We start from the raw sequence: 24,992 nt of genomic DNA, 5'->3' as shown, positions 1-24,992 counted from the left end.
GTTCCCGGTCAGTGGAGGCGCATTATAGGGAGTTCTCAGAAGGGCGCAACCCCTAAATTCAAAAAACTTTTCAAGCGTTCAAAAAACCAGCCAAAACGTCATTTATGGGTGTTTGTTGAGCAAAAAAGGAGGGTTTTAAGCGTTTTGCTCGAAGAAAACCCGTCAACCAGGCTAAACCCAAAGAAAAGGGGGCGGTAAAAACCGCCCCCTTCTATATAGCTACCAATAACTACTTTTATTGCTTGGCAACGATATGGTCGTTTTCCACGTCCAGCGTCACCGGTTTGCCTGGGATCAACTTGCCAGACAAGATTTGCTGTGCCAGCGGGTTTTCGATTTCCTGCTGGATAGCGCGTTTCAACGGCCGCGCACCATACACTGGGTCGTAACCCGTTTTGCCCAACAGCTCCAAGGCTGGCTCCGTAATACTGACTTCGTAGCCACGCTCTTCCAGACGCTGGTACAGACGCGCCAACTGGATCTTGGCAATCTGCGCGATATGTTTCTGGCCGAGCGGATGGAACACCACCACTTCGTCGATACGGTTGATGAATTCCGGACGGAAATGTTGGCTCACCATCTCCATGACCGATTCCTTCATCTGTGGATAGCTCATCTGACCGAAATGCTCCTGGATCAGATCGGAACCCAGGTTAGAGGTCATGATCACCACGGTATTACGGAAATCAACGGTACGACCTTGTCCATCTGTCAGACGTCCGTCATCCAACACCTGCAACAGGATGTTAAACACGTCTGGATGCGCTTTTTCCACTTCATCCAGCAAGATCACGGAATACGGACGACGGCGCACCGCTTCTGTCAGATAACCGCCCTCTTCATAACCGACATAACCCGGAGGCGCACCCACCAGCCGTGATACGGAGTGTTTCTCCATAAACTCGGACATGTCGATACGCACCATCGCGTCATCACTGTCGAACAGGAATCCAGCCAGCGCCTTACACAGTTCGGTTTTACCCACCCCGGTAGGACCAAGGAACAGGAATGAACCGATCGGCCGGTTAGGATCGGAAAGACCGGCACGGCTACGGCGAATGGCATTGGACACCGCGTTCACCGCTTCATCCTGGCCAATCACCCGTGAGTGCAGTTCCTGCTCAAGACGCAGCAGTTTGTCACGCTCACCTTCCAGCATTCTGGCCACCGGGATACCGGTCGCTTTCGCCAAGACTTCAGCGATTTCGGCATCGGTTACGCGGTTACGCAGCAGCTTCATGGTCTTGCCTTCTGCCTGTGTGGCCGCCTCAAGCTGTTTTTCCAGCTCAGGGATTTTGCCATACTGCAGTTCAGACATGCGCCCAAGGTCACCTACGCGGCGCGCCTGCTCCAGCGTGATCTTGGCCTGCTCCAGTTCCGCCTTGATATTCTGGGTACCAGACAGGGAAGCCTTTTCCGCTTTCCACTCTTCTTCCAGTTCTGAGTATTCGCGCTCTTTCTGCTCCAGCTCGGCACTCAGCATTTCCAGGCGTTTCTTGCTGGCGTCATCCGATTCCTTGTTCAGCGCCTGCTCTTCCAGTTTTAACTGGATGATGCGGCGCTCCAGGCGATCGAGCGATTCCGGTTTAGAGTCCATCTGCATACGAATGCTGGAGGCTGCCTCATCGATCAGGTCGATGGCCTTATCCGGCAACTGACGGTCGGAGACATAGCGGTGAGACAATGTCGCCGCGGCTACGATCGCCGGGTCAGTGATCTGCACATGGTGATGCAGCTCATAGCGTTCTTTCAGGCCACGCAAGATGGCGATGGTGTCTTCTACGCTCGGTTCCGCGACATAGACTTTCTGGAAGCGGCGCTCCAGCGCAGCATCCTTCTCTATATATTGGCGATACTCGTTTAGCGTGGTCGCCCCTACGCAGTGCAGTTCCCCACGGGCAAGCGCGGGTTTGAGCATGTTGCCAGCATCCATCGCGCCATCGGCTTTACCGGCACCCACCATGGTATGCAGCTCATCGATGAACAGGATGACGCTACCTTCCTGTTTGGAGAGGTCGCTCAGCACCGCCTTCAGGCGTTCTTCAAATTCGCCCCGGTATTTCGCACCGGCAATCAACGCGCCCATATCCAGGGAAAGTACGCGTTTATGCTTCAGCCCTTCGGGAACTTCGCCGTTGATAATGCGCTGTGCCAAGCCTTCAACGATGGCGGTTTTACCGACACCAGGCTCACCAATCAGTACCGGGTTGTTTTTGGTACGGCGTTGCAGCACCTGAATGGTGCGGCGGATCTCTTCATCACGGCCAATCACCGGGTCAAGCTTGCCCTGTTCCGCACGTTCAGTGAGATCGATAGTGTATTTTTTCAATGCCTGACGCTGATCTTCAGCACCTTGGTCATCCACGCTGTCTCCTCCTCGCATTTGCTCAATGGCTTTGGCTATTTTGTCCGCCGTAGCACCAGCCGCTTTCAGTAGATCGGTCAAGTTACCGCGATCTTCAAGCACGGCCAGCACAAACAGCTCGGAAGAAATAAACTTGTCTGCCCGCTTTTGCGCCAGCTTGTCGCACAGGTTGAGGACGCGCACCAATTCGTGTGAGGGTTGAACATCCCCACCGGTACCTTCAACCTGCGGCAGACGAGACAATGCCTGATCGATGTCGGTACGCACTCGCGCAGCATCAATCCCGGCAGAAGTCAGTAATGGACGAACCGTGCCCCCATCCTGATTAAGCAGGGCGCTCATCAGATGTAACGGTTCAATAAATTGATTGTCGCGCCCAAGGGCTAAAGATTGGGCATCGGCGAGGGCAAGCTGGAATTTATTAGTAAGACGATCCAGACGCATAACACCTCCAATGTAGGTCAAAATTGCTACTGGAGATTAAATGAGGTCATCCCTCAAATTTTCAAGGTTATCTCGACACTATATTATGAGTACAACGTCATGCATCAGTGGATCGTCCTAGGGCAGTAGGTTATATCACCCAGATCAAACTTGCCATACGTCCGGTTGCTCTGTCGCGCCGATAGGAGAAAAAATGACTCATTTCGTTCATTGTGCAACGATTACCGCCATAAATGGCGAAAATACCAGCACGTTGCAGGCGCTGGCGAGCCAAAAGATAGAGGTCGGCGAGGAATTTTTCACCGTGAGGAGTAAAAGCAGCAGCGGCGGCGCTATCAATATCCATAAATGCCGCACGCACTTCGGCCCCAACTTCGAACCGGGTTGGGCCAATCGCCGGGCCTAGCCAGGCAGTGATATTTTCTGGTGCCGCAGCAAAGCGCGCCACGGTATTTTCCAGCACGCCATGACATAAGCCACGCCAACCGGCATGCGCGGCGGCAACTTCATCACCCGCTTGTGAAGCAAACAGCACCGGCAGGCAATCCGCCGTCATCACAGCGCAGACCAACCCGGCCACATTGCTGTAAACCGCATCGGCGCGCAAATCTTCAGGCGTTTGGCCATCCAGCGTCAGCACACGAGTGCCATGTACCTGCTCCAGCCACAGTGGCATCTGCGGCAAGCCAGCCGCCGTTACCAGGCATTGGCGGTTACGCGCCACGGCCTGCGCATCATCCCCGACATGATCACCCAGATTCAGTGAGTCATAAGGGGGAAGGCTGACACCGCCATGACGAGTGGAGCTGCAGGCTTTTACCCCTGCAGGCAATGACCAATCGGGCACAATCAGCGAACTCATTACCAATCCATCTGATCTTTGAATTCTTCGGTATCGAGCTTCAGCGCATCGATCAGATCGACCATATCCTGTGGGATTGGCGCATGCCACTCCATCTGGATACCGCTGATCGGATGATACAGGCGCAGCATGGTAGCGTGCAGTGCCTGACGATCAAAGCCACGCAGCGTATTGATGAAGGCCTCTGACGCCCCTTTTGGCGGACGCGGACGGCCACCGTAGAGTTGATCGCCCACCAGCGGATGGTCGATATACGCCATATGCACACGGATCTGGTGCGTACGGCCGGTTTCTAGGCGCAAGCGCAAACGGGTATGGGCGCGGAAATGTTCCATAATGCGGTAATGAGTCACCGCAGGTTTGCCCATTGGGTGCACGGCCATGTGAGTACGTTTGGTGGAGTGGCGAGCAATAGGTTGCTCCACCGTGCCACCCGCAGTCATGGTGCCGATCGCTACCGCTTCGTACTCGCGGGTGATCTCACGCTCCTGCAATGCCTCAACCAGGCGGGTTTGCGCCGGAACGGTTTTGGCAACCACCATCAGGCCGGTGGTATCTTTGTCCAAACGGTGAACGATACCGGCACGCGGTACGTCGGCAATCTCCGGGAAATAATGTAACAATGCATTAAGCACCGTCCCATCCGGATTACCCGCACCTGGGTGCACCACCAGGCCGCGAGGCTTGTTGATCACCAGAATATCGGCGTCTTCATAGACGATATCCAGCGGGATGTCTTGCGGTTCCCAACGGGCCTCTTCTTCAATCTGTGCATCAATGGCGACCGTTTCTCCCCCCAGTACCTTCTCTTTCGGCTTGTTTATTGTTTTGCCATTGACCTGTACCCTGTCTTCCAGGATCCATTCTTTTATGCGAGATCTTGAATAATCAGGGAACAATTCGGCCAAAGCTTGATCTAAACGTTGTCCGAGTTGAGTTTCGGCCACCGTTGCGGTGAGTTGTACTTGTTGTGCCATATGCAGCTTCTTCGTTAACGTTGGGTTTTCACGGCGATGCCGTTTAATATAATGTGCTATTGTAACTGGTCTTTTGTCGGGAGCTTAACGGACAGTCTCCCAAAATAACACCCTGAGGATAATCTAAACGTCATGACGCGTATGAAATATCTGGTGGCGGCAGCCACGTTGAGCCTGGCGCTGGCAGGTTGCTCCACATCCAAGGATACGGTTCCCGACAGCCCGCCTTCGGAAATCTATGCTACTGCCCAGCAAAAACTGCAGGACGGTAACTTTAAGGGCGCGATTACGCAACTCGAAGCGTTAGATAACCGCTATCCATTCGGACCGTACTCTCAGCAGGTCCAGTTGGATCTGATCTATGCCTACTATAAATCTGCCGATTTACCGCTGGCACAGGCTTCTATCGATCGCTTTATGCGTCTGAACCCAACCCATCCGAACATCGACTACGTGATGTATATGCGCGGTCTGACAGATATGGCGTTGGATGACAGTGCGTTGCAAGGCTTCTTTGGGGTTGACCGTTCTGACCGCGATCCACAGCATGCCCGCGCCGCATTCCGCGACTTCAGCCAGCTGCTCCAGCAGTATCCGAACAGCCAATACGCGACCGATGCCTACAAGCGTCTGGTATTCCTGAAGGACCGTCTGTCCAAGTACGAGCTATCAGTGGCGGAATACTACACTAAACGTGGCGCTTACGTCGCGGTAGTTAATCGCGTTGAGCAGATGATGCGTGAATTCCCGGATACCAAAGCGACCCGCGATGCGCTGCCGCTGATGGAAAACGCCTATCGCCAGTTGCAATTGAATGCTCAGGCCGACAAGGTAGCGAAAATCATCGCCGCCAACGCGTCTTAAGTATTTGAGATTGGCACAAAAACAAAACGGCAGCTTCGGCTGCCGTTTTCATTTGCTGCAAATTCAGCCACTTATTGGCTAAATACACAAGAAAAAACACGGTGTTAGCAAGGCTGCGCCACCGGTTAACCTATCGATAATGCGCGTTCTCCCGCCAAGACTCAAGCGTTAGATGAACGTTTCAAAGGCTAAATCACAGATTGAACTAACTTTGCAAAAAGTGACAAAAATTTGTGTTTTCCATCACGCATTTCGGCAAAAAGAGCGGTATGCTGAATCTATCCAAGACGGAAAGACAGAGAGGTAAGTTATATGACAGTCAACATTACCAGCAAACAAATGGATATCACCCCCGCAATCCGTAATCATGTCGAAGACCGTCTCAGTAAACTGGAAAAGTGGCAGGCACAGCTGATCAACCCACACATTGTCTTATCTAAAGAACCTAAAGGGTTTGCCGTCGACGCTACCATTACCACCCCTAACGGCCCGCTGGTTGCCAGCGCCAAACATGAAGACATGTATACCGCCGTTAATGAACTGATTGCCAAACTTGAGCGCCAGTTGAACAAAGTACAACACAAGAGCGAGGCCCGCCGCGCTTATGCCAGCGTGAAAGACCTGGCCCCGGTCATCACGCAGGAAGAAGAGGAATAACTCTGCAAGTGATTGTTTCACATCAAACGCGCCCGAGGGCGCGTTTTTTGTCTGCCGGTTTCTATTGACACAGTGAAAAGCCAGCGGTTACTTTAAACCCTGATTTACACACATTTTGGAACGCTATGAGCCGTAAACCGTTTTTCTTCGCATTCTTTTTTACCTTCCCTTGACTGGGAGGCGTTTCGTCGTGTGAGAAAGAATGCGAAGACGAACAACCAAGCCTCCTCAAGCAGGGGGCTTTTTTTATGGCTATTTGATAACCCGCCCCGTTGGACTTCAAGCTGCGGCCTGCAAGACGACGGGAATAGAAGAATACAAGGCAAAGCTGATTATGACTGATAACCCATTACTCGTGCTGCGCGAACGCATCAGCGCACTGGATATGAAATTGCTGGCCCTGCTGGCAGAGCGCCGTGAATTGGCAGTGGAAGTGGGCAAAACCAAGCTGCATTCGCACCGTCCGATCCGCGATAAAGAGCGTGAACGCGATCTGTTAGACGCCTTGATCAGCGCCGCCAAACCTTATGACCTCGATGGTTTTTACGTCACCCGCCTGTTCCAGCTGATTATCGAAGACTCCGTACTGACCCAGCAGGCCCTGTTGCAGCACCAGCTTAACCAGACTAGCCAACATTCCGCGCGCATTGCCTTCCTGGGGCCAAAAGGCTCTTATTCACATCTGGCCGCACGTCAGTATGCCGCCCGCCATTTCGATCAGCTCATCGAATGCGGCTGTCAAAAGTTCCAGGATATCTTTACCCAGGTGGAAACCGGCCAGGCGGATTACGCCATTTTGCCGATCGAGAACACCAGTTCCGGCTCTATCAACGATGTGTACGACCTGCTGCAACATACCAGCCTGTCGATCGTGGGTGAGCTAACCCTGCCGATCGATCACTGCGTGCTGGTAGCCAGCGACACCGATTTGGCGCAGATCGAAACCGTTTATAGCCACCCACAGCCTTTCCAGCAGTGCAGCCAGTATTTAAACCGCTATCCGCACTGGAAGATTGAGTATTGCGAAAGCACCGCCGCCGCGATGGAGAAGGTTGCCAAACTGAACTCACCTAAAGCTGCGGCGTTGGGCAGTGAAGCCGGTGGGGCGTTGTATAACCTGCAAGTGCTGGAACATAACCTGGCTAATCAGCAGCAGAACATCACTCGCTTCATTATCCTGGCACGTAAGGCGATTGAGGTTTCCGAGCAGGTTCCGGCCAAAACCACGCTGATCATGGCCACCGGTCAACAATCCGGTGCTCTGGTGGAGGCTCTGTTGGTGCTACGTGACAATGGCATCATCATGACCAAGCTAGAATCACGCCCGATCAACGGTAACCCGTGGGAAGAGATGTTTTACATTGATGTGCAGGCTAACCTGCGTTCTGTCGCGATGGAAAAAGCATTGAAAGGTCTGACACCGATTACCCGTTCGCTGAAAGTGCTGGGCTGTTACCCAAGCGAAAACGTGGTGCCAGTCAATCCGTCTTAAGTAGCAAAAAGGGCTCGGCTATGCCGAACCCTTTTTCATCTATTGGCGGCTATCGTTCGCCTGGCGCAGCAAAGAACGGCTCTCAACCAGGAAGCGCTGGGCATAATCACCAAACCAGTGCTCCACCTTCTGGAAGCTTTGAATAAAGGCCTGCTTGTCACCCTGCTCCAGCAGCTTGATCGCCTCACCAAAGCGCTGATAGTAGCGTTTGATCAGCTTAATGTTGTCTTCCGAAGACATGATGATATCGGCGTAAAGCTGCGGATCCTGTGCAAATAGCCGCCCCACCATCGCCAGCTCCAGCCGATAGATCGGCGAAGAGAGCGCTAGCAACTGCTCCAACTGCACGTTCTCTTCGGCCAAATGCAGACCGTAAGCAAAAGTAGCAAAGTGGCGTAGCGCCTGGATAAAGGCCATGTTCTGATCGTGTTCGACGGCGCTGATACGATGCAAACGCGCGCCCCAGACCTGCAACTGCTCCAGCAGCCACTGGTAGGCCTCCGGCTGGCGACCATCGCAGTACACCACCACCTGCTTGGCTACGCTGCCAACATCCGGGCCAAACATTGGGTGTAAACCCAACACCGGGCCGCTATGTACGGCTAGCATCGCCTGTAACGGCCGGTTCTTCACCGAAGCCAGATCGACCAGAATACAGTCCTGCGGCAGCGGCGGCAGTTGGGCGATCACCTGCTCGGTGATATGGATTGGCACGCTGACAATCACCATGCCGGCATCCGCCAGCAGGGTAACCGCCTGTGGCCAATCCTCTTGATCCAACACTTTGACCTGATAACCCGACAGCGTCAGCAACCGGTTAAACAGGCGGCCCATTTGGCCATTACCGCCAATGATGACGATAGGACGCAGCTGAGGGCACAGCGTTTTGAAGCCTTTGTCATTCTCACTGGTGTAGGATTCGCGCATCACGCGGCGCAGCACGTCTTCGATCAAATCGGGCGGAACGCCGAGGCTTTCCGCTTCCTGGCGGCGAGAGGCCAGCATTGCCGCCTCTCGCTCAGGTACGTAAACCGGTAAACCGTAGTGGCTTTTGACTTCCCCTACTTCCGCCACCAGCTCCAGGCGTTTCGCCAACAGAGCCAGCAGCGCTTTATCCACTTCATCAATTTGATCGCGTAATGCGGTCAGTTCAGCCACCATAACTCACTACTCTCCAGTGCGTGCCATCAGCGCAGCGCCGAGTTCCTGATGCATGTGGCGCAGCAGCGTCTCCGTGCTTTCCCAGTTGATACAGGCATCAGTCACCGAAACGCCGTAGCGCATATCCGCACGCGGCTGTTCAGAAGATTGGCTGCCCTCATGCAGATTACTTTCCAGCATGATGCCGGTGATCGAACGGTTACCCGCTCTGATCTGCTCAACTACAGATTCGGCAACCGCTGGCTGACGGCGATAATCTTTATTTGAATTGCCATGGCTGCAATCTATCATCAAGGACGGATGGAGTCCCGCGTCCTGCATCTGTTTTTCGCAGGCGACAACGTGCTCAGCGCTGTAGTTAGGCGTTTTACCACCGCGCAGGATCACATGGCCGTCTGGGTTACCCTGGGTTTGCAGCAGGCAAACCTGGCCAGCCTGATTGATACCGACAAAACGGTGCGCCATAGAGGCAGCGCGCATCGCGTTGATGGCCGTGCCCAGGCTACCGTCCGTACCGTTTTTGAAGCCCACCGGCATTGAAAGGCCGGAAGCCATTTCACGGTGCGTCTGAGATTCTGTAGTACGCGCACCGATCGCCGACCAGCTGAACAGATCGCCCAGGTATTGCGGGCTGTTCGGATCCAACGCTTCGGTCGCCAACGGCAAGCCCATACCGACCAGATCCAGCAGCAGGCGACGCGCAATGTGCAAACCTGCTTCTACATCAAAGGATCCATCCATATACGGATCGTTGATCAGGCCTTTCCAACCGACGGTGGTTCTTGGTTTTTCAAAATAGACGCGCATAACGATATACAGCTGATCGCTCAATTCAGCCGACAGGGTTTTCAAACGGCGCGCGTAATCCAGCGCGGAATCAGGATCGTGGATCGAACATGGCCCGCAGACCACTAGCAGACGGTGATCTTGTCCTTTAAGAATATTGGCAATGGTTTGGCGGGCCGTAGCGATTTCCGTTTCATCGTTGGCACTGAGCGGGAACTGGTTCTTCAGTTCTTCCGGGGTGATCAGAACCTGTTCTGCACTGATATGTACGTTGTTGAGCGCGTCTTTTTGCATGATGCTATTCCTGTCGTTTGCCGTTATGCGTGTGCGTAATTAAAACATTGAGCGTTACAGGTGCTACCTTAACCACTCCTTGTAAAGTTTTCAATCCATTTGATGTAAATAAAAAATTACCGCATAAAACACAGAAGACATACGCCAGTTAAAGAAAACAAAAATCCATATTAATTAATTGTTTTATATTACTAAAATAAGGTTAACGCCCATTAACACACAAAGAATAACCATCAGTAACAACTTCCATAAAAACCAGCAGCTGTAAACATAATTGAACACGCTGATCAGTTACTCATTCGCACTGATGGGCTCAAAAAACAACCACCAGTCAGAGGGTGAGCGCTACATATTGCTGCCAACAATTTCCTAAGCCCCCCAATCCATCGCCAAATTAAACAACTATAAAACAATTGCCACACATTTAACTGGCAATTAATTTTCATTCATTATTCATTTGAATCCATACCAGAAATAATAGTAACCCTATTGAATAAATATTGCGGGATCTCACAGTTATCCCCCGCTAAATAAATAACTATGGCGTAAATCGTCCACACCTCTTTAGGGTTAATCTGCGCAGACAAAGCCCGTACTGCCTGCATTGAGGAGCAATGGGCGTTGGCAGTTTTTCTTTCTGACAAGGGACTATTATGATCACATTGCAATTCGCAATTATTATTATCTGCTTATTAGTCGGTACCCGATTTGGCGGCATGGGGCTGGGCTTAATAAGTGGTATTGGTTTATTTTTGCTGTGCTTTATCTTCGGCTTAGAACCTGGCAAACCTCCAGTAGATGTCATGCTCACCATTTTAGCGGTGATCGGCTGTGCCTCGGTGTTACAAACCGCTGGCGGCCTGAATGTCATGATGCAATACGCCGAGCGACTACTGCGCCGCCACCCGCAGCACATTACCTTACTTGCCCCTTTCACCACCTGGACGCTGACCTTCCTATGCGGTACCGGCCACGTGGTCTACACCATGTTTCCGATCATTTCTGATATCGCCATCAAAAAAGGGATCCGTCCAGAACGCCCTATGGCCGTCGCCTCTGTCGCCTCACAGATGGCCATCACTGCATCCCCGGTTTCCGTGGCCGTGGTATCACTGGTTTCAATCATTGCGGCCGGTCATGGGATCGGCAAAGCTTACTCGCTGCTGGAGATCCTCGCCGTTTCGATCCCGGCTTCGTTGGTCGGCGTATTGATGGCGGCATTGTGGAGTCTGCGCCGCGGTAAAGATCTGGATAAGGATGCGGATTTCCAGGCCAGGATCCAAGATCCGGAGCAGCGCGCCTATATCTATGGCGGCACCGAAACCCTGCTCAATCAAAAATTCTCTAAGCAGGCTTACTGGTCGACACTGATCTTCTTCGGCGCTATCGCTATCGTGGTTATGCTTGGTGCCTTTGCCGAGCTGCGCCCTTCCTTTGCCGATGCCAAGGGCGTGCTGAAACCGCTGTCGATGAATCTGGTGATCCAGATGATGATGCTGATCGCCGGTGCCGTGATCCTAATGGGCTGCAAAGTCAAACCTGGCGATATCGCCAACGGTGCCGTATTCAAAGCGGGAATGGTCGCCATCTTCTCGGTATTCGGTGTGGCATGGATGAGTGATACCTTCTTCCAGGCACATATGGGGGAGTTAAAGGTGGTGCTGGAAGACGTGGTGAAAAGCCAGCCCTGGACTTACGCCATCGTCTTGTTCCTGGTTTCCAAACTGGTTAACAGCCAGGCCGCAGCACTGACCGCCGTTGCGCCAATGGCCTTGCAGTTAGGTGTCGAGCCTAAAATGTTGCTGGCCTTCTTCCCGGCGGCCTATGGTTACTTCGTGCTGCCAACCTACCCTAGCGATCTGGCCTGCATCGGTTTTGACCGCTCTGGCACCACACGTATCGGCAAATTTATCATCAACCATAGCTTCATCATCCCTGGTCTGATCGGTGTACTGTGCTCCTGCATCACCGGTTATCTGCTGGTGATGACCTTCCTTTAATCGGGTTTCTGACGGCAACGGGCAACCCCCCGTTGCCGCAGTAAAAAGCCAATAATATCACTAGACGAAAAGTGCATAAGTCTCCTCTTTTAGCTAAAAACATAAGCTAACCAAGCCTATTTTTGTCCCCTCAGTGAACCGATATAATGTGACTGTCATCACTTATAATCACACTTAACTACTGGATCCAAAATGCTCTCTTTACGCGCTCGTCGCGCCATTCCGCTGTATTTTAGCTGCTTGACTGCCTTCACCAGTGTTTCCGTGTTCGCCGACAATACCCTCTTCACCGCGATGGACGATCCGGCCACCGCCAAGAAGCCGTTTGATGGTAATGTTCAGGCTGGCTACAACGCCCAGTCAGGTAACACACAGAACTCTACCCTGTTGGCCAACACCACCATGACCTGGTTTAACAGCGATACGGCTTACAGCCTGTGGGGCTCGGCGAACAACACCACCTCCTCCAACGTACGCTCCTCAGAGAAATACCAGGCCAGTGGCCGTACCCGTTATAATCTGACAGCTCGTAATTATATGTTCGGTCAGGCTGGATGGCTGAACGATCGCTACAACGGTTACGATTCACGCTCTACGCTCACTGGGGGCTATGGGCGTCAGATCTTTAGCGCACCACGCCAGGATCTGCGTGTCGAATTCGGCCCTGGCGTACGCCATGACGAATACCACGGCGGTGGCCGCACCACTCGCGCCCTGGCCTATGGTGCCGCCAACTATTCCTACAGGCTGACAGACACAGCCCGTCTATCCGAAGGCCTATCCGCTTTGGCAAACGACGAAACCACCGTTAACTCCGAAACCGCGTTAAACGTCGCCATCAATAACGACTTCGCCCTACGGCTGGCCTACACGGTGGTCTACAACACCAAACCACCGGCCTCAGCACCGAAAAATACCGATACTACGACTTCAGTAACGCTGGTGTACGGTTTGTAATCTCGTCTTACAGCTCCGCGCAGTCCTTCTCTAAGCTCATAATTAATGGGCTTTTTTTATGCCCATCCCCGTACTTCCCATTTTGCTAAAAATAGTCCTATCCTGGCTTGACGACTTTAGCATTTTGATTAATACTGTATACATATACAGTAAATATTACTAAGGTAAAAACCATGATAAACCCGGCAAATGAGGCCAGTATCGACCCGCTTATCGTGGCCGACAGTCGCGTTATCCTACAAAACAACCCGCTGCGACAGCAGATGTGGGGTTAATGGGATGGAGAAATTAACCTCATTCATTACCTACTCCGCAGCGCTGTTTCTCGCCTGGCTTGGCAAGCTCTCGCCGCAGGATGTGGCCTTTCTGATCGGCGCGGCCGTAGGGATCGGCACCTTCCTGGTTAATTGGTACTACAGACGCAAAAGTCTGGAGATCCTCAAAAGCATCGAACGCGATGCAGCAGCACGGAGACTTTTTGATGAACTCAATCGTTAAGCGTTGCAGCGCCCTGGCCATTCTGGCGATCGCCATGCTGCTGCCGGAAGCCAATCAAATTAAAACTTCCGAACAAGGGCTGTATCTGATTGCCGATTTTGAGGGGTGCCAGTTAACCCCGTATCAATGCGCAGCAGGGGTTTGGACGCAAGGTGTCGGCCATACGGCCGGTGTTATTCCAGGTAAATCCATCACGCCAGTGCAAGCGGCGGAAAACCTGCTGGAAGATATCCGCCGAGTGGAGAGCCACATGGCGGCCTGTCTGCCACAGCAGATGCCCCAGGCAACTTATGATGCCGTCATGGCGTTTGCCTTTAACGTCGGTACGGGCGCCGCCTGCCGCTCTACCCTGGCTTATTTCCTTAACCATGGGCAATGGCAACAGGCTTGCGATCAGTTACCACGCTGGATTTATGTCAATGGCGTCAAAAACCGTGGGCTGGAACGCCGCCGGGCCGCCGAACGTGAGCTGTGCCTAAAAGGTCTCAGCACGCCGAACACCACCAGTTTCCCAGGGAAAGAACAGCTCGCTCAATGACTTTTTCGAGCATTGCTGACGAATAGTTTTTCACCGTATTATCAAGAGGGGGTCTCTATGATGCATTGTCCACTGTGCGGTAGCGTGGCACACACTCGCTCCAGCCGTTATCTGAGTGAATCGACCAAAGAACGCTATCACCAATGCCGTAACATTAACTGCAGTTGTACCTTTGCCACCCATGAATCCGTGGCCCGAGTCATCGTTTCACCCGGCGACATCATTCCGGCGCAGCCTCACCCGCAAGAAGGCAAACAGCGCGCCGCCGCGATGTAATGAAAAAAGGGGATTACCATCTGGTAATCCCCTGATAAAAATTAACTTTTCAGGTGTTCATTCGGTAAATAGCAAAGATCACAAGACCTCGACAAGCTGAAACTCTTCTAAGACGAGTTCCATATTTTCAGCGTAGCTACCTTCACGTTCGAAAAAGTCCTGATGCCCTGTTCTCCAGTAATCCATACTTAAATCACCTTCCTTCTTGGCGTGCTCTTTGGTGACCTCTGAGAATCGGGCAAGGCGTAAGGCAAGGGTTCTTATCACGCAAACCGGCTGGCCCTCTCCACTCAGAATGATGCTGTAGCCACCGATTGAGGGGGATTCATCTTCTTGTTCAAAGGAGCTGAAAGAACCACAGGTTGCAGTTTTTGTACCTTGCACGACCAATGCAGCAAGTTCATCAGCGAGCTGCGGCGAATCACCGAATGCCCAGGACACAGCTCCTGGGTATTTTTTCGTTAAACGATCAATCATAACCTGTGGAGACACTTGGAAATCCTTTTTTAACAAGGTGCTATTTTAACCAAGGTATAGCACGAAAGCGTCTGTGAAAAAAAGCGAGGTTCTTCTATGAATGGCTGAGGGATTTAATTAGAAAACAGCTTAATCGCTGCCTTGGGGATTTCAGATATTGGGGGTCACAAAACCCATGCCACTTAATCAAGTTGTAGTCACAACATAAAAAAGGGGATTACCATGACGGTAATCCCCTTATCACTATTAACTTTTGGATGCAGCGTTAGTTAACGCGGTTCAGACGCTCTTTGATACGAGCAGACTTACCGGTACGCTCACGCAGGTAGTACAGTTTGGCTTTACGAACGGCACCACGACGTTTAACAGTAATGCTGTCGATTACTGGGGAGTGAGTCTGGAATACACGCTCAACACCTTCGCCGTTGGAAATCTTACGAACAGTGAATGCAGAGTGCAGACCGCGGTTACGAATAGCGATAACCACGCCCTCGAATGCCTGCAGACGTTTTTTGGAACCTTCAACGACCCATACCTTCACTTCCAGGGAATCACCTGGACGGAATGCAGGTACGTCTTGCTTCATCTGCTCTTGTTCAATTTGCTTAATAATGTTGCTCATAATATGTCTCTTACCCTAGGTAAACTGATATATCGGTCTCGTCGAGACAACGCTCAGACGTTCCCTTCATAGTCCTGTTACTTAGCTCGATGCTCCCGTTGGAACTCGGCTAGCAACACCTCTTGCTCGTCAGTCAGAGCTAGGCTTTCTAGAAGTTCAGGTCTTCTAAGCCAGGTACGGCCCAGCGACTGCTTTAAGCGCCAGCGACGTATCTCGGCATGGTTGCCCGACAGCAGAACTGGCGGAACCTCCATCCCTTCTAACACCTCTGGGCGGGTATAGTGCGGGCAGTCCAGCAATCCCTCAGCGAAAGAATCTTCTTCTGCCGAAGCCTGATGGCCCAGAACACCCGGTATAAAGCGGGCGACCGAATCGATCAGAGTCATTGCCGGTAGTTCACCGCCGCTGAGAACGTAATCGCCGATTGACCATTCTTCGTCAATTTCGGTTTGGATCACGCGCTCGTCTATCCCTTCATAGCGACCACATACCAGAATCATCTTCTGGTTAGCCGCCAGTTCACGCACACCGGTTTGATCCAGTTTGCGCCCCTGAGGTGACAGATAAATCACCTTTGCTCCCTCGCCTGCCGCTGCTTTTGCTGCATGAATAGCTTCCCGCAAGGGTTGCACCATCATCAACATTCCCGGGCCACCGCCATAAGGGCGATCATCCACGGTACGATGCCGGTCGTAGGTGAAGTCACGCGGACTCCAACACTGCACGCTCAGCAGGCCATTTTTTACTGCCCGGCTAGTTACCCCGTAATCGGTGATTGCGCGAAACATCTCAGGAAACAGGCTTACGATACCAATGAACACCAGCCAATCCCCATATTGTTATTCCACTTGCTTCGACCATTAAATCCGGAGGTCAAAAACCAGGATCCCACTCAGCCTCGATAATCTTGGCGGCGAGATCGACTTTCTTGATAACCTGCCCATGAAGAAACGGGACCAACCGCTCCTTCATACCGAATGCATCTTTCAGGTTTGCCCGCACGACCATTACGTCGTTAGAACCGGTTTCCATCATATCAATGACTTTACCCAGTTCGTATCCGGAAGTGGTGACTACCTGGCAACCCATAAGGTCTTTCCAGTAGTAATCATCGCCTTCCAGCGGAGGCAACTGCTCAGAATCTACGACAATTTCGCAATTGGTCAGTAAATTCGCTGCATCCCGATCGTCAATGCCTTTGACTTTGATGATCAGATCCTGACTGTGGCGTTTCCAGTCTTCCAACTCGACAAACTGCCACTGACCAGAGCGCTGGATTAACCAGGGCTGATAGTCAAATATGCTTTCGGCGTTCTCGGTGGATGAAAACACTCTGAGCCAACCACGGATGCCGTAAGTAGACCCCATCTTACCGAGTACAATCGGCTGCTTAGGTGCTACCGGTTTGAGTTGCTTGCTCATTGCCACCACCGCGACAGATTAAGCTGCTTTCTTAGCGTCTTTGATCAGCGCGTGAACGCGATCAGAAACGGTAGCACCCTGACCAACCCAGTGCTCAATGCGATCCAGGTCCAGACGCAGTGCTTCAGCCTGACCAGATGCGATTGGGTTGAAGAAACCTACACGCTCGATGAAACGACCATCACGAGCATTGCGGCTGTCGGTCACTACTACTTGATAGAACGGACGCTTTTTAGCGCCGCCACGTGCCAAACGAATTGTTACCATAACATCCTCTTTAGTTAATAAAACAGCCGGGCCCCATTGAGGGACGGGGCCCGGTTGCAATATAAAAAGCCCGAAAATTTTACTCATTTTGGCGCAAAAAGCAATCTAAAGCGTAGATTGCCAGTAATTCGTTTTTGCACCATCACGCTCTCGGACAGGTTTTACCGTGATCGGTAAATCGGCAAACCCGCCACAGCAAGGCTGCGGCAAGGTTTTAACGGCCTGGGAAGCCCGGTGGCATCATACCTTTCATGCCACGCATCATCTTCGCCATTCCGCCTTTTTTCATCTTTTTCATCATGCGCTGCATATCGTCGAATTGTTTTAACAAACGATTAACATCCTGCACCTGCATGCCTGAGCCCATCGCAATACGACGTTTGCGTGAACCCTTGATAATTTCCGGCTTGGCACGCTCTTTCAACGTCATTGAGTTAATGATCGCCTCCATGCGTACCAGCACTTTGTCATCCATCTGCGATTTGACGTTGTCTGGCAGTTGGCCGGCACCCGGCAGTTTGCTCAACATGCTGGCCATACCGCCCATATTACGCATCTGCTTAAGCTGGTCGAGGAAGTCGGTCAGATCGAAACCGTCGCCCTTCTTCAGCTTGTTAGCCAGTTTTTCCGCCTGTGCGCGGTCAACCTTGCTTTCAATATCTTCGATCAGCGACAGCACGTCGCCCATACCAAGAATGCGCGAGGCAACGCGATCCGGATGGAATGGCTCCAACGCGTCGGTTTTCTCGCCCACGCCGAGGAATTTGATCGGCTTACCGGTAATGTGGCGAATAGACAACGCCGCACCGCCGCGTGCATCACCATCAACCTTGGTCAGCACTACGCCGGTCAACGGCAGCGCTTCGTTAAAGGCTTTGGCGGTGTTGGCCGCATCCTGGCCGGTCATGGCGTCGACCACAAACAGGGTTTCCACCGGCTTGATCGCCGCATGCACCTGTTTGATTTCGTCCATCATCGCTTCATCTACGTGCAAGCGGCCCGCGGTATCGACGATCAGCACATCGTAGAACTTCAGCTTGGCCTGTTGCAGCGCACGGTTAACGATGTCGATAGGTTTTTCTTTAACGTCTGACGGGAAGAAGTCGATACCGACGCCTTCCGCCAGGGTTTCCAACTGCCGGATCGCCGCAGGGCGATACACGTCGGCAGAAACCACCAATACTTTTTTCTTCTGCTTTTCTTTCAGAAATTTACCGAGCTTGGCCACGCTGGTGGTTTTACCCGCACCTTGCAGGCCTGCCATCAGCACCACCGCCGGTGGCTGGGCAGCCAGGTTCAGCTCGGTGTTCACCTCGCCCATCGCGGCAATCAGCTCGCTCTTGACGATTTTGACGAATTCCTGGCCCGGCGTCAGGCTTTTGTTAACTTCATGCCCAACCGCGCTCTCTTTCACGCGGTTGATGAAGTCACGCACTACCGGCAGCGCAACGTCCGCTTCCAGTAATGCCATACGCACTTCACGCAGGGTTTCTTTAATGTTCTCTTCGGTCAGCCGCCCGCGGCCACTGATATTGCGCAGGGTGCGCGACAATCGATCGGTTAAATTTTCAAACATCGTCTCATGCTCAACGTAAGAGTCAGGCCGCAGTGGCGACACAATTGCGGCGATTATAACACGTTGCAATTACGATCTCTGCCTTAGCGTTGGAGATTGGTTGGAGTAGGGGCCGCTCAACGCTATACTGGCATTCCAATTAACCATGCCGATGCTAAATAACGCTATGCCAGTATTCTCTTTTGTGGCTTTGATGGCCTACCTGCTCAGCCTTGGACTGATCATTCCCAGTTTGTTGCGGAAGAATAGCGCATACCGTCGGCTGGCACTGGTCTCGGCCGTGGTGGCTCTGGTCTGCCATGCCATCGCCCTCCAGCAGCGCATTTTTGACGTCAGCGCCGGGCAAAATCTCAGCCTGCTGAACATTGGCTCCATCGTTGGCCTGATTATCTGTTCGGTGATGACCTACGTCGCCTCCCGCGATCGCGGCTGGTTCCTGCTGCCGATCGTCTACAGCTTTGCGATGATCAACCTGGCGTTTGCCAGCTTCCTGCCTGGGGAGTTTATCACCCATCTGGAAGCCAGCCCGGAGCTGATGGTGCATATCGGCCTGGCGCTGTTCTCTTACTCCACCCTGATTATCGCCACACTGTACGCCCTGCAACTCGCCTGGCTTGACTACCTGTTGAAACATAAAAAACTCAGTTTCAGTGCCGATATGCCACCACTGATGAGTATTGAGCGTAAGATGTTTCATATCACCCAGATCGGCGTGGTGCTGCTGACGCTGACGCTGTGTACCGGCCTGCTGTATATGGACAATCTGTTTAGCAAGGAGAACGTGCATAAGGCCGTGCTGTCGATCATGGCGTGGTTTGTCTATATCGTGCTGCTGTGGGGCCATTATCACGAAGGCTGGCGTGGCCGCCGCGTGGTCTGGTTCAGCTTTGCCGGCTCTTTTCTGCTTACCATGGCCTACTTTGGGAGCCGTCTGCTCCAGGAACTGATGATGGTGCGCTGAGTCTGGCCTGGCGCACCGTCGCCTAGCCGAGACACTCTTCTCCCCCAACATAAGGAATACCGCGTTGGAGCACGTTTCGACAGAGACCCTCATTTTCATTCTGGTGATTATGGTCGCGGTCTCCGCTTATTTTTCAGCATCCGAAACCGGCATGATGACGCTCAACCGCTATCGTCTGCGGCACCTGTCCAAGCAGGGCAACCGTGCCGCACGCCGGGTAGAGAAGCTGCTGCAAAAGCCCGACCGCCTGATTGGTCTGGTGCTGATTGGCAACAACCTGGTCAATATCCTGGCCTCTGCACTGGGAACCATCGTCGGGATGCGCCTTTATGGCGATATTGGCGTGGCAATCGCCACCGGGGTGCTGACCTTTGTCGTGCTGCTGTTCGCCGAAGTGTTACCCAAGACTTTTGCCGCCCTCTATCCTGAACGTATCGCCTTCCCTAGCAGCTTCCTGCTGGCCCCGCTGCAAAAAATCATGTTTCCACTGGTGTGGCTGCTCAATGGTATTACCACCCTGCTGCTACGGATTTTCGGCATCCGCACCAACGTGCGCATCAGCGGTGCGTTGAGTAAGGAGGAACTGCGCACCATTGTGAACGAGTCCCAGTCGAAGATTTCGCGCCGCAATCAGGACATGCTGATTTCAGTACTGGATCTGGAGAAGGTGACGGTGAATGACATCATGGTGCCACGCAATGAGATCGTCGGGATTGATATCAACGACGACTGGAAGTCGATCATGCGCCAACTGACACACTCCCCACATGGCCGCATCGTGCTGTATCGCGATTCGCTGGACGACTCCATCAGCATGTTGCGCGTACGCGAAGCCTACCGGCTGATGACCGAGAAAAAAGAGTTCAACAAAGAGAACCTGCTGCGTGCGGCCGATGAGATCTACTACGTGCCAGAGGGGACTCCACTCAACGTGCAGTTGGTGAAATTCCAGCGCAACAAAGAGAAGGTCGGCATCGTGGTCGATGAGTATGGTGATATCCAGGGGCTGGTGACGGTTGAGGATATTCTTGAGGAGATCGTCGGCGACTTCACTACCTCGATGTCGCCTACGCTGGCTGAGGAAGTCAATCCACAGAGCGATGGTTCGGTATTGATCGACGGCAGTGCCAATGTGCGTGAGCTGAACAAGGCTTTCAACTGGACGCTGCCAGCAATTGAGGCCAGAACCATCAACGGCATGCTGCTCGAAGAGCTGGAAGAGATCCCCAGCATCGGAACCAGGGTGCGCATCAGCCACTACGATATTGATATCCTCGACGTGCAGGATAATATGATCAAACAGGTGCGAGTCACACCGATTAAATCCTTACAGTCCAGCGTGCAAAACCACTAGGCCCCTCACCCTAACCCTTTCCCACAAGGTGAGGGGACCGATCGAGTCAGGCTGAAAGTGTAGTGATTCCCCATGAGCACGGTTGACTCACCTTGGTTAAAGGGGCGAACGAGTTTGCTTAGATCACCTCTTTACTTCCATAAGAGCAGGGGCTATCAGCTCCCTCTCCCTGTGGGAGAGGGTTGGTGGGGGACTAAATGTGCAGCTCTTGCAGCTTATCTTTCGGCAGTGCCAGCTCTTCGTTATGGTTCACTACCACGCCGTGATTAAGAATATGCTTGGCGATTTCCTGCGCCTCTTCCAACGAGTGCATATGGTAGGTACCGCACTGGAACTCATTGAGTTCAGGGATCTTACGCTGGTCAGTCACCTTCAGCACGTCGGCCATCGCCGCTTGCCAGGCATCGGCTACGCGCTGCTCTTCCGGTACGCCAATCAGGCTCATATAGAAGCCGGTACGGCAGCCCATTGGCGAGATATCGATGATCTCCACGCCGTTACCGTTCAGATGATCGCGCATAAAGCCGGCGAACAGATGTTCCAAGGTATGGATCCCACGCTCTGGCATCACTTCCAGATTCGGGCGACAGAAACGCAGATCGAATACGGTGATGGTATCCCCATGGGGGGTTTGCATGGTTTTAGCAACACGGACAGCCGGAGCCGCCATGCGAGTATGATCTACGGTAAAGCTATCCAGCAGTGGCATGTCATCACCTCTTGGTAAAATGAATTTATTTCGAAACTTTTTTCGTTCCGATGAAACCTTTTCCAACCCTGCGAGTCTTAATCTATGAAAGACGCGCATTTGTTATCATCATCACTGTTTTCAGAGATGTGTATTTGGCCACAGTGATGTGGCCTTTTTCTTTTTCAGCCCCCGCCGTTTTCCTTCAGGAACTGATCAAAGCTTAGCGTATCACTGGCTTCTATATCGCGCTGGCGCTGCCACGAGGCTTGCTGTTCCTGAGCGAGTTGCTCTTCGGTCAGCAGTTCCAACGGCTCCTCTATCAGCATTTTGCGATACTTTTCCGCCAGTTCCAGGCCAACGTTACCGGTGCCTTGCGCTTTCATTTCCTTGAGGATACGGGCCGAGAACGTCAGTTCCGGATCGTCAAACGCCGCCACCAGTTGTTCACATACCTGCTGATATTGCCGATCGCCCGCTTCGCTATCCAACACCTCGGCCACACGTTTCAGATCGTCAAACAGCGCCTTGCCGACCTTATCCAACGGTTTACGGGTATCGTTACAGCCGATACCGATAGTCTGGCCTGGCTTACGCCCTTCCAGGATCACTCGATTCCAGTTTTTACGGGTGCATAGCAGCTCATCGCTGCTCATTTCTGGCGCATCCGCCAATACACACCATACCAGGAACAGATCCAGGAAACGCGCCTGCACCGCATCCACACCGATTGGCGAGAATGGGTTGATGTCCAGCGAGCGTACCTCGATATATTCGATACCACCGCGTAACAGCGCATCTGACGGTGTCTCACCGCTGTGGGTGACGCGTTTTGGCCGGATCGGGGCATAGAGTTCGTTTTCGATCTGTAACACGTTGCTGTTCAGTTGCAGATAGCGATCGCCCTCTTTCACCCCCAGCTTGGCATAGTCTTCCGAAGGTGTCGCAATAGCGCGCTTCAGACCTTGCACATAGGTTTGTAGATCGTTAAAGGTAATGCCCAGATTGCTCTGCGACTTATTGGTATAGCCCAGATCGCTCAGGCGCAGCGAGGTGGCATAAGGCAGGTAGCACATGCCCCGGTCATTGCGCTCAAACGGCAAATCGGTTTCCCGGCCTTTGAGGAACGAGGAACAGATAGCTGGCGATGCCCCGAACAGATACGGGATCACCCAACCAAAGCGGTAATAGTTGCGGATCAGGCGGAAATATCCCGCAGAGATCTGCTCTTTTCCACTCTCTTCATCCTCAACGCCAGCCCACGCCTGCCAAAACTCCAGCGGCAAGGAGAAGTTGTAGTGCACACCTGAAATGGTTTGCATCAATGCACCGTAGCGGTTCTTCAACCCTTCGCGGTACAGCGTTTTCATCCGGCCAATGTTGGAGGTGCCAAACTGCGCCAGCTCGATATCCTGCTCGGCGCCGATAAAGCACGGCATGCTCAACGGCCACATACGCTCATCACCCAGATTGCGCGCCACGTGACGATGGATATCGCGCAGGAACGTCAGCAAGTGATCGAGATCATCATCAACCGGTGTAATAAATTCTAACAGCGCCTCGGCAAAGTCCGTGGTGATCCAATGGTGCGTTAATGCCGCCCCCAATTGTTCTGGATGACCCGTGCTGGCAAGCGTGCCATCCGCAGTTACCCGCAGTGTTTCACGCTCAATACCGCGCCGGATCCCTTTTAATGCATGAGGGTGGGCTTCCAACCAAGAAAGCGCCTGTGATACGTCCGGGATCAAATTGACCTCCCGCTTCTAATAACGATAGCTGTAAGCATACTGAATCCGCTCCCTAGAGAATATTGAGTTATATTCACTTGGTTAATGCCACCAGGCGATACCCTGCAGCGTAATCATCGCCAAGATGATGTAACGCAACGCTTTTCCGATACACAGAAACAGCGTAACAGCGCCCCATGGCATACGTAGCCAGCCTGCCAACACGCACAATAAATCGCCCACAACCGGCACCCAACTGAGCAACAGCGCAGCCGGGCCAAAGCGTTGTAACCAACCAAGAGCCGTTTCCAGCCCGCGTTGTGGTTTCAACGCCGGTAACAGGCGCCCGATAATGACGTTGGTCAACCCACCAAGGGTATTTCCCAACGTTGCAGCCAGCACCAGTAAGCCTGGTGAAGCACTGCTGTTGGTCAACAACGCAACCAACACGATCTCTGAATTGCCAGGCAACAGCGTCGCACTAAGGAAGCTGCTGCCAAACAGCGACATGACCGCCAGCGTACTACTCACAACGTGCGAACGTCTACCACGGCCATATTGGCGCTTCTGGCAGCCTGAATACCGAAATCGGCATCTTCAAACACCACACAGTGCTCCGCAGGAACGCCGATCAACTCCGCACAGCGCAGGAAGGTATCTGGCTCCGGCTTGTGGCGCTGAATATCATCAGCCCCGACGATAGCATCAAAGCAGTCGAACAGCCCTAAATGACGCAGCAACATCTCCGCCATCCGGTGCTCACTGCCCGTGCCCACGGCCATGGGACGACGCCCATGATAAGACTTCACCACCTCAATCAGCGGTAATGGGCGCACCGTGTCTAATAGCATGCTTTCTACCGCGCAAGTTTTCTCAGCGGCCAGCTGATGAGGATCGAGATCAGCCTGATGTGCGGCAATCACTGCCTGAGCAATACGCCAGGTAGGTGAGCCGTTCAGCCCTGTCATGGCGGCCGCATCAAACTTCATTCCGTAACGTGCCAACACCTCGTGCCACGCCTTGAGGTGCGTTGGCTCGGTGTCCAGAATGGTACCGTCCATGTCGAAGATCAGACCCTGATAGCGATCGTACATCGTGACTCCATGACCATTGAGCAAAGAAAGCTACTTTAGCGTAAAGCCGAAAGGTTGTCGCTGCCAGAGCATGACGGAAAATGCGGTGTCGATAGAAGGATTAAGAAGACAGAAGCAGGATATCAGAAAGCGAAAAACCCGCAGAAGCGGGTTTTTCTATAGATGGTGCATCCAGGAGGATTATTCAGCGCAAGCGCTTCACCCGTTGGGCCGTTGCAGTGCAACGTTATCCTCCCTAGTGCTACCTTCCATATTGTATCTATCTACAAGTTAGCGTTCGCGATAGGTACATTATAATATGGTGCATCCAGGAGGATTCGAACCTCCGACCGCTCGGTTCGTAGCCGAGTACTCTATCCAGCTGAGCTATGGATGCAATCTAATTTTTGTAGCGAATTTGTTTCGTTCCGTGAAACGTCACTGAAGAATGGTGCATCCAGGAGGATTATTCAGCGCAAGCGCTTCACCCCTTGGGCCGTTGCAGTGCAACGTTATTCTCCTTAGTGCCACCTTCCATATTGTATCTATCTACAAGTTGGTTTTCGCGATAGGTACTTTATAATATGGTGCATCCAGGAGGATTCGAACCTCCGACCGCTCGGTTCGTAGCCGAGTACTCTATCCAGCTGAGCT

Annotated in this window: 27 protein-coding genes, 1 tRNA gene and 1 other annotated feature; of the genes, 12 read left to right on the top strand and 16 right to left on the bottom strand. The window is 52.7% G+C overall.

Translation table 11 applies throughout. From position 1 onward, the window contains the following. A partial coding sequence (locus KAJ71_RS02050; protein WP_248944143.1) for a hypothetical protein occupies positions 1-198 on the top strand: 198 nt, incomplete at its 5' end. Positions 199-235: 37 nt separating this feature from the next. Here the strand turns inward: KAJ71_RS02050 and clpB are convergent. The 3 genes from clpB to rluD all read right to left on the bottom strand — a co-directional run bounded on the left by clpB (position 236) and on the right by rluD (position 4,648). Then, complete coding sequence (gene clpB, locus KAJ71_RS02045) at positions 236-2,809, bottom strand: ATP-dependent chaperone ClpB (RefSeq protein WP_248944142.1); 2,574 nt, start codon at positions 2,807-2,809, stop codon at positions 236-238. A gap of 130 nt (positions 2,810-2,939) precedes the next feature. Next, positions 2,940-3,671 carry a purine nucleoside phosphorylase YfiH gene (gene yfiH, locus KAJ71_RS02040; RefSeq protein ID WP_248944141.1) on the bottom strand — a complete coding sequence of 244 codons (732 nt, stop codon included), beginning with the start codon at positions 3,669-3,671 and terminating at the stop codon, positions 2,940-2,942. Continuing rightward, positions 3,671-4,648 carry a 23S rRNA pseudouridine(1911/1915/1917) synthase RluD gene (gene rluD, locus KAJ71_RS02035; RefSeq protein ID WP_248944140.1) on the bottom strand — a complete coding sequence of 326 codons (978 nt, stop codon included), beginning with the start codon at positions 4,646-4,648 and terminating at the stop codon, positions 3,671-3,673. Before rluD ends, yfiH begins: the two co-directional genes overlap by 1 nt. 132 nt (positions 4,649-4,780) lie before the next feature. Between rluD and bamD the strand changes: the two genes are divergently transcribed. The 4 genes from bamD (at position 4,781) to pheA (ending at position 7,661) form a co-directional block, all read left to right on the top strand. Beyond that, on the top strand, positions 4,781-5,512 hold the full coding sequence (gene bamD, locus KAJ71_RS02030; RefSeq protein ID WP_248944139.1) for an outer membrane protein assembly factor BamD: 732 nt from the start codon (positions 4,781-4,783) through the stop codon (positions 5,510-5,512). A gap of 312 nt (positions 5,513-5,824) precedes the next feature. After that, positions 5,825-6,169, top strand: coding sequence for a ribosome-associated translation inhibitor RaiA (gene raiA / locus KAJ71_RS02025; protein ID WP_248944138.1), 345 nt, complete (start codon positions 5,825-5,827; stop codon positions 6,167-6,169). Positions 6,170-6,293: 124 nt separating this feature from the next. Further along, positions 6,294-6,419 (top strand) — a sequence feature (Phe leader region). Then, a complete protein-coding gene (gene pheL, locus KAJ71_RS02020; protein WP_192958309.1) occupies positions 6,295-6,342 on the top strand; it encodes a pheA operon leader peptide PheL in 48 nt (15 codons plus the stop codon). (Overlaps the previous feature by 48 nt.) 84 nt (positions 6,420-6,503) lie before the next feature. Next, on the top strand, positions 6,504-7,661 hold the full coding sequence (gene pheA, locus KAJ71_RS02015; protein WP_248944137.1) for a bifunctional chorismate mutase/prephenate dehydratase: 1,158 nt from the start codon (positions 6,504-6,506) through the stop codon (positions 7,659-7,661). A 39-nt stretch (positions 7,662-7,700) separates the two neighbouring features. Here the strand turns inward: pheA and tyrA are convergent, their stop codons facing one another. Together tyrA and KAJ71_RS02005 are read right to left on the bottom strand one after the other, a co-directional pair. Continuing rightward, the gene (tyrA, locus tag KAJ71_RS02010) at positions 7,701-8,822 is read right to left on the bottom strand and encodes a bifunctional chorismate mutase/prephenate dehydrogenase (RefSeq protein ID WP_248944136.1); all 1,122 of its coding nucleotides are present in this window, start codon (positions 8,820-8,822) and stop codon (positions 7,701-7,703) included. Between the two features lie 6 nt (positions 8,823-8,828). Continuing rightward, positions 8,829-9,902 (bottom strand): 3-deoxy-7-phosphoheptulonate synthase, encoded by a 1,074-nt coding sequence (locus KAJ71_RS02005; protein ID WP_248944135.1) that lies wholly within the window; start codon positions 9,900-9,902, stop codon positions 8,829-8,831. Positions 9,903-10,555: 653 nt separating this feature from the next. Here KAJ71_RS02005 and KAJ71_RS02000 point away from each other — a divergent pair. The 5 genes from KAJ71_RS02000 to KAJ71_RS01980 all read left to right on the top strand — a co-directional run bounded on the left by KAJ71_RS02000 (position 10,556) and on the right by KAJ71_RS01980 (position 14,171). Continuing rightward, the gene (locus tag KAJ71_RS02000) at positions 10,556-11,902 is read left to right on the top strand and encodes an anaerobic C4-dicarboxylate transporter (RefSeq protein WP_248944134.1); all 1,347 of its coding nucleotides are present in this window, start codon (positions 10,556-10,558) and stop codon (positions 11,900-11,902) included. Positions 11,903-12,094: 192 nt separating this feature from the next. Continuing rightward, positions 12,095-12,859, top strand: coding sequence for a DUF481 domain-containing protein (locus KAJ71_RS01995; RefSeq protein WP_248944133.1), 765 nt, complete (start codon positions 12,095-12,097; stop codon positions 12,857-12,859). Between the two features lie 279 nt (positions 12,860-13,138). Further along, complete coding sequence (locus tag KAJ71_RS01990; RefSeq protein WP_248944132.1) at positions 13,139-13,357, top strand: HP1 family phage holin; 219 nt, start codon at positions 13,139-13,141, stop codon at positions 13,355-13,357. Beyond that, complete coding sequence (locus KAJ71_RS01985; RefSeq protein ID WP_248944131.1) at positions 13,341-13,895, top strand: lysozyme; 555 nt, start codon at positions 13,341-13,343, stop codon at positions 13,893-13,895. Before KAJ71_RS01990 ends, KAJ71_RS01985 begins: the two co-directional genes overlap by 17 nt. A gap of 57 nt (positions 13,896-13,952) precedes the next feature. After that, positions 13,953-14,171, top strand: a complete 219-nt coding sequence (locus KAJ71_RS01980; RefSeq protein ID WP_025120391.1) for an ogr/Delta-like zinc finger family protein — start codon at positions 13,953-13,955, stop codon at positions 14,169-14,171. 78 nt (positions 14,172-14,249) lie between these two features. Here the strand turns inward: KAJ71_RS01980 and KAJ71_RS01975 are convergent, their stop codons facing one another. From KAJ71_RS01975 to ffh, 6 genes are all read right to left on the bottom strand, one after another. Beyond that, the gene (locus KAJ71_RS01975) at positions 14,250-14,648 is read right to left on the bottom strand and encodes an ASCH domain-containing protein (protein ID WP_248944162.1); all 399 of its coding nucleotides are present in this window, start codon (positions 14,646-14,648) and stop codon (positions 14,250-14,252) included. A gap of 265 nt (positions 14,649-14,913) precedes the next feature. Beyond that, positions 14,914-15,270, bottom strand: a complete 357-nt coding sequence (gene rplS, locus KAJ71_RS01970; RefSeq protein WP_025120393.1) for a 50S ribosomal protein L19 — start codon at positions 15,268-15,270, stop codon at positions 14,914-14,916. A gap of 77 nt (positions 15,271-15,347) precedes the next feature. After that, entirely contained in the window at positions 15,348-16,091 is a 744-nt protein-coding gene (gene trmD, locus KAJ71_RS01965) for a tRNA (guanosine(37)-N1)-methyltransferase TrmD (protein ID WP_021182185.1), read from the bottom strand. A 52-nt stretch (positions 16,092-16,143) separates the two neighbouring features. Next, positions 16,144-16,692, bottom strand: a complete 549-nt coding sequence (rimM, locus tag KAJ71_RS01960) for a ribosome maturation factor RimM (RefSeq protein ID WP_021182184.1) — start codon at positions 16,690-16,692, stop codon at positions 16,144-16,146. An 18-nt stretch (positions 16,693-16,710) separates the two neighbouring features. Beyond that, positions 16,711-16,959, bottom strand: coding sequence for a 30S ribosomal protein S16 (gene rpsP, locus KAJ71_RS01955; RefSeq protein WP_248944130.1), 249 nt, complete (start codon positions 16,957-16,959; stop codon positions 16,711-16,713). Positions 16,960-17,173: 214 nt separating this feature from the next. Then, entirely contained in the window at positions 17,174-18,535 is a 1,362-nt protein-coding gene (gene ffh, locus KAJ71_RS01950; RefSeq protein WP_248944129.1) for a signal recognition particle protein, read from the bottom strand. A 166-nt stretch (positions 18,536-18,701) separates the two neighbouring features. Here ffh and KAJ71_RS01945 point away from each other — a divergent pair, with 166 nt between their 5' ends. Beyond that, positions 18,702-19,496, top strand: a complete 795-nt coding sequence (locus KAJ71_RS01945; protein WP_248944161.1) for a cytochrome C assembly family protein — start codon at positions 18,702-18,704, stop codon at positions 19,494-19,496. A 64-nt stretch (positions 19,497-19,560) separates the two neighbouring features. Further along, positions 19,561-20,850: an HlyC/CorC family transporter gene (locus KAJ71_RS01940; RefSeq protein ID WP_248944128.1), complete on the top strand. Its 1,290-nt coding sequence runs from the start codon at positions 19,561-19,563 to the stop codon at positions 20,848-20,850. Positions 20,851-21,043: 193 nt separating this feature from the next. Here KAJ71_RS01940 and luxS read toward each other — a convergent pair whose 3' ends face one another. The 5 genes from luxS to KAJ71_RS01915 all read right to left on the bottom strand — a co-directional run bounded on the left by luxS (position 21,044) and on the right by KAJ71_RS01915 (position 24,735). Then, positions 21,044-21,559, bottom strand: a complete 516-nt coding sequence (gene luxS / locus KAJ71_RS01935) for an S-ribosylhomocysteine lyase (RefSeq protein ID WP_248944127.1) — start codon at positions 21,557-21,559, stop codon at positions 21,044-21,046. A gap of 164 nt (positions 21,560-21,723) precedes the next feature. Further along, positions 21,724-23,286 (bottom strand): glutamate--cysteine ligase, encoded by a 1,563-nt coding sequence (gene gshA / locus KAJ71_RS01930; RefSeq protein WP_248944126.1) that lies wholly within the window; start codon positions 23,284-23,286, stop codon positions 21,724-21,726. Positions 23,287-23,367: 81 nt separating this feature from the next. Then, the gene (locus KAJ71_RS01925; RefSeq protein WP_248944125.1) at positions 23,368-23,796 is read right to left on the bottom strand and encodes a YqaA family protein; all 429 of its coding nucleotides are present in this window, start codon (positions 23,794-23,796) and stop codon (positions 23,368-23,370) included. Then, positions 23,793-24,359, bottom strand: a complete 567-nt coding sequence (yqaB, locus tag KAJ71_RS01920; RefSeq protein ID WP_248944124.1) for a fructose-1-phosphate/6-phosphogluconate phosphatase — start codon at positions 24,357-24,359, stop codon at positions 23,793-23,795. The genes KAJ71_RS01925 and yqaB overlap by 4 nt, the downstream gene beginning before the upstream one ends. Positions 24,360-24,658: 299 nt before the next feature. Continuing rightward, positions 24,659-24,735, bottom strand: a tRNA-Arg gene (locus tag KAJ71_RS01915). Positions 24,736-24,992 lie beyond the last annotated feature (257 nt).

Origin of the sequence: Serratia silvae (assembly GCF_023282985.1) — a bacterium.
Lineage (GTDB): Bacteria > Pseudomonadota > Gammaproteobacteria > Enterobacterales > Enterobacteriaceae > Chania > Chania silvae.
Note: the sequence above shows the minus strand (reverse complement) of the source record. Positions and strands in the feature narration are given on the sequence as shown.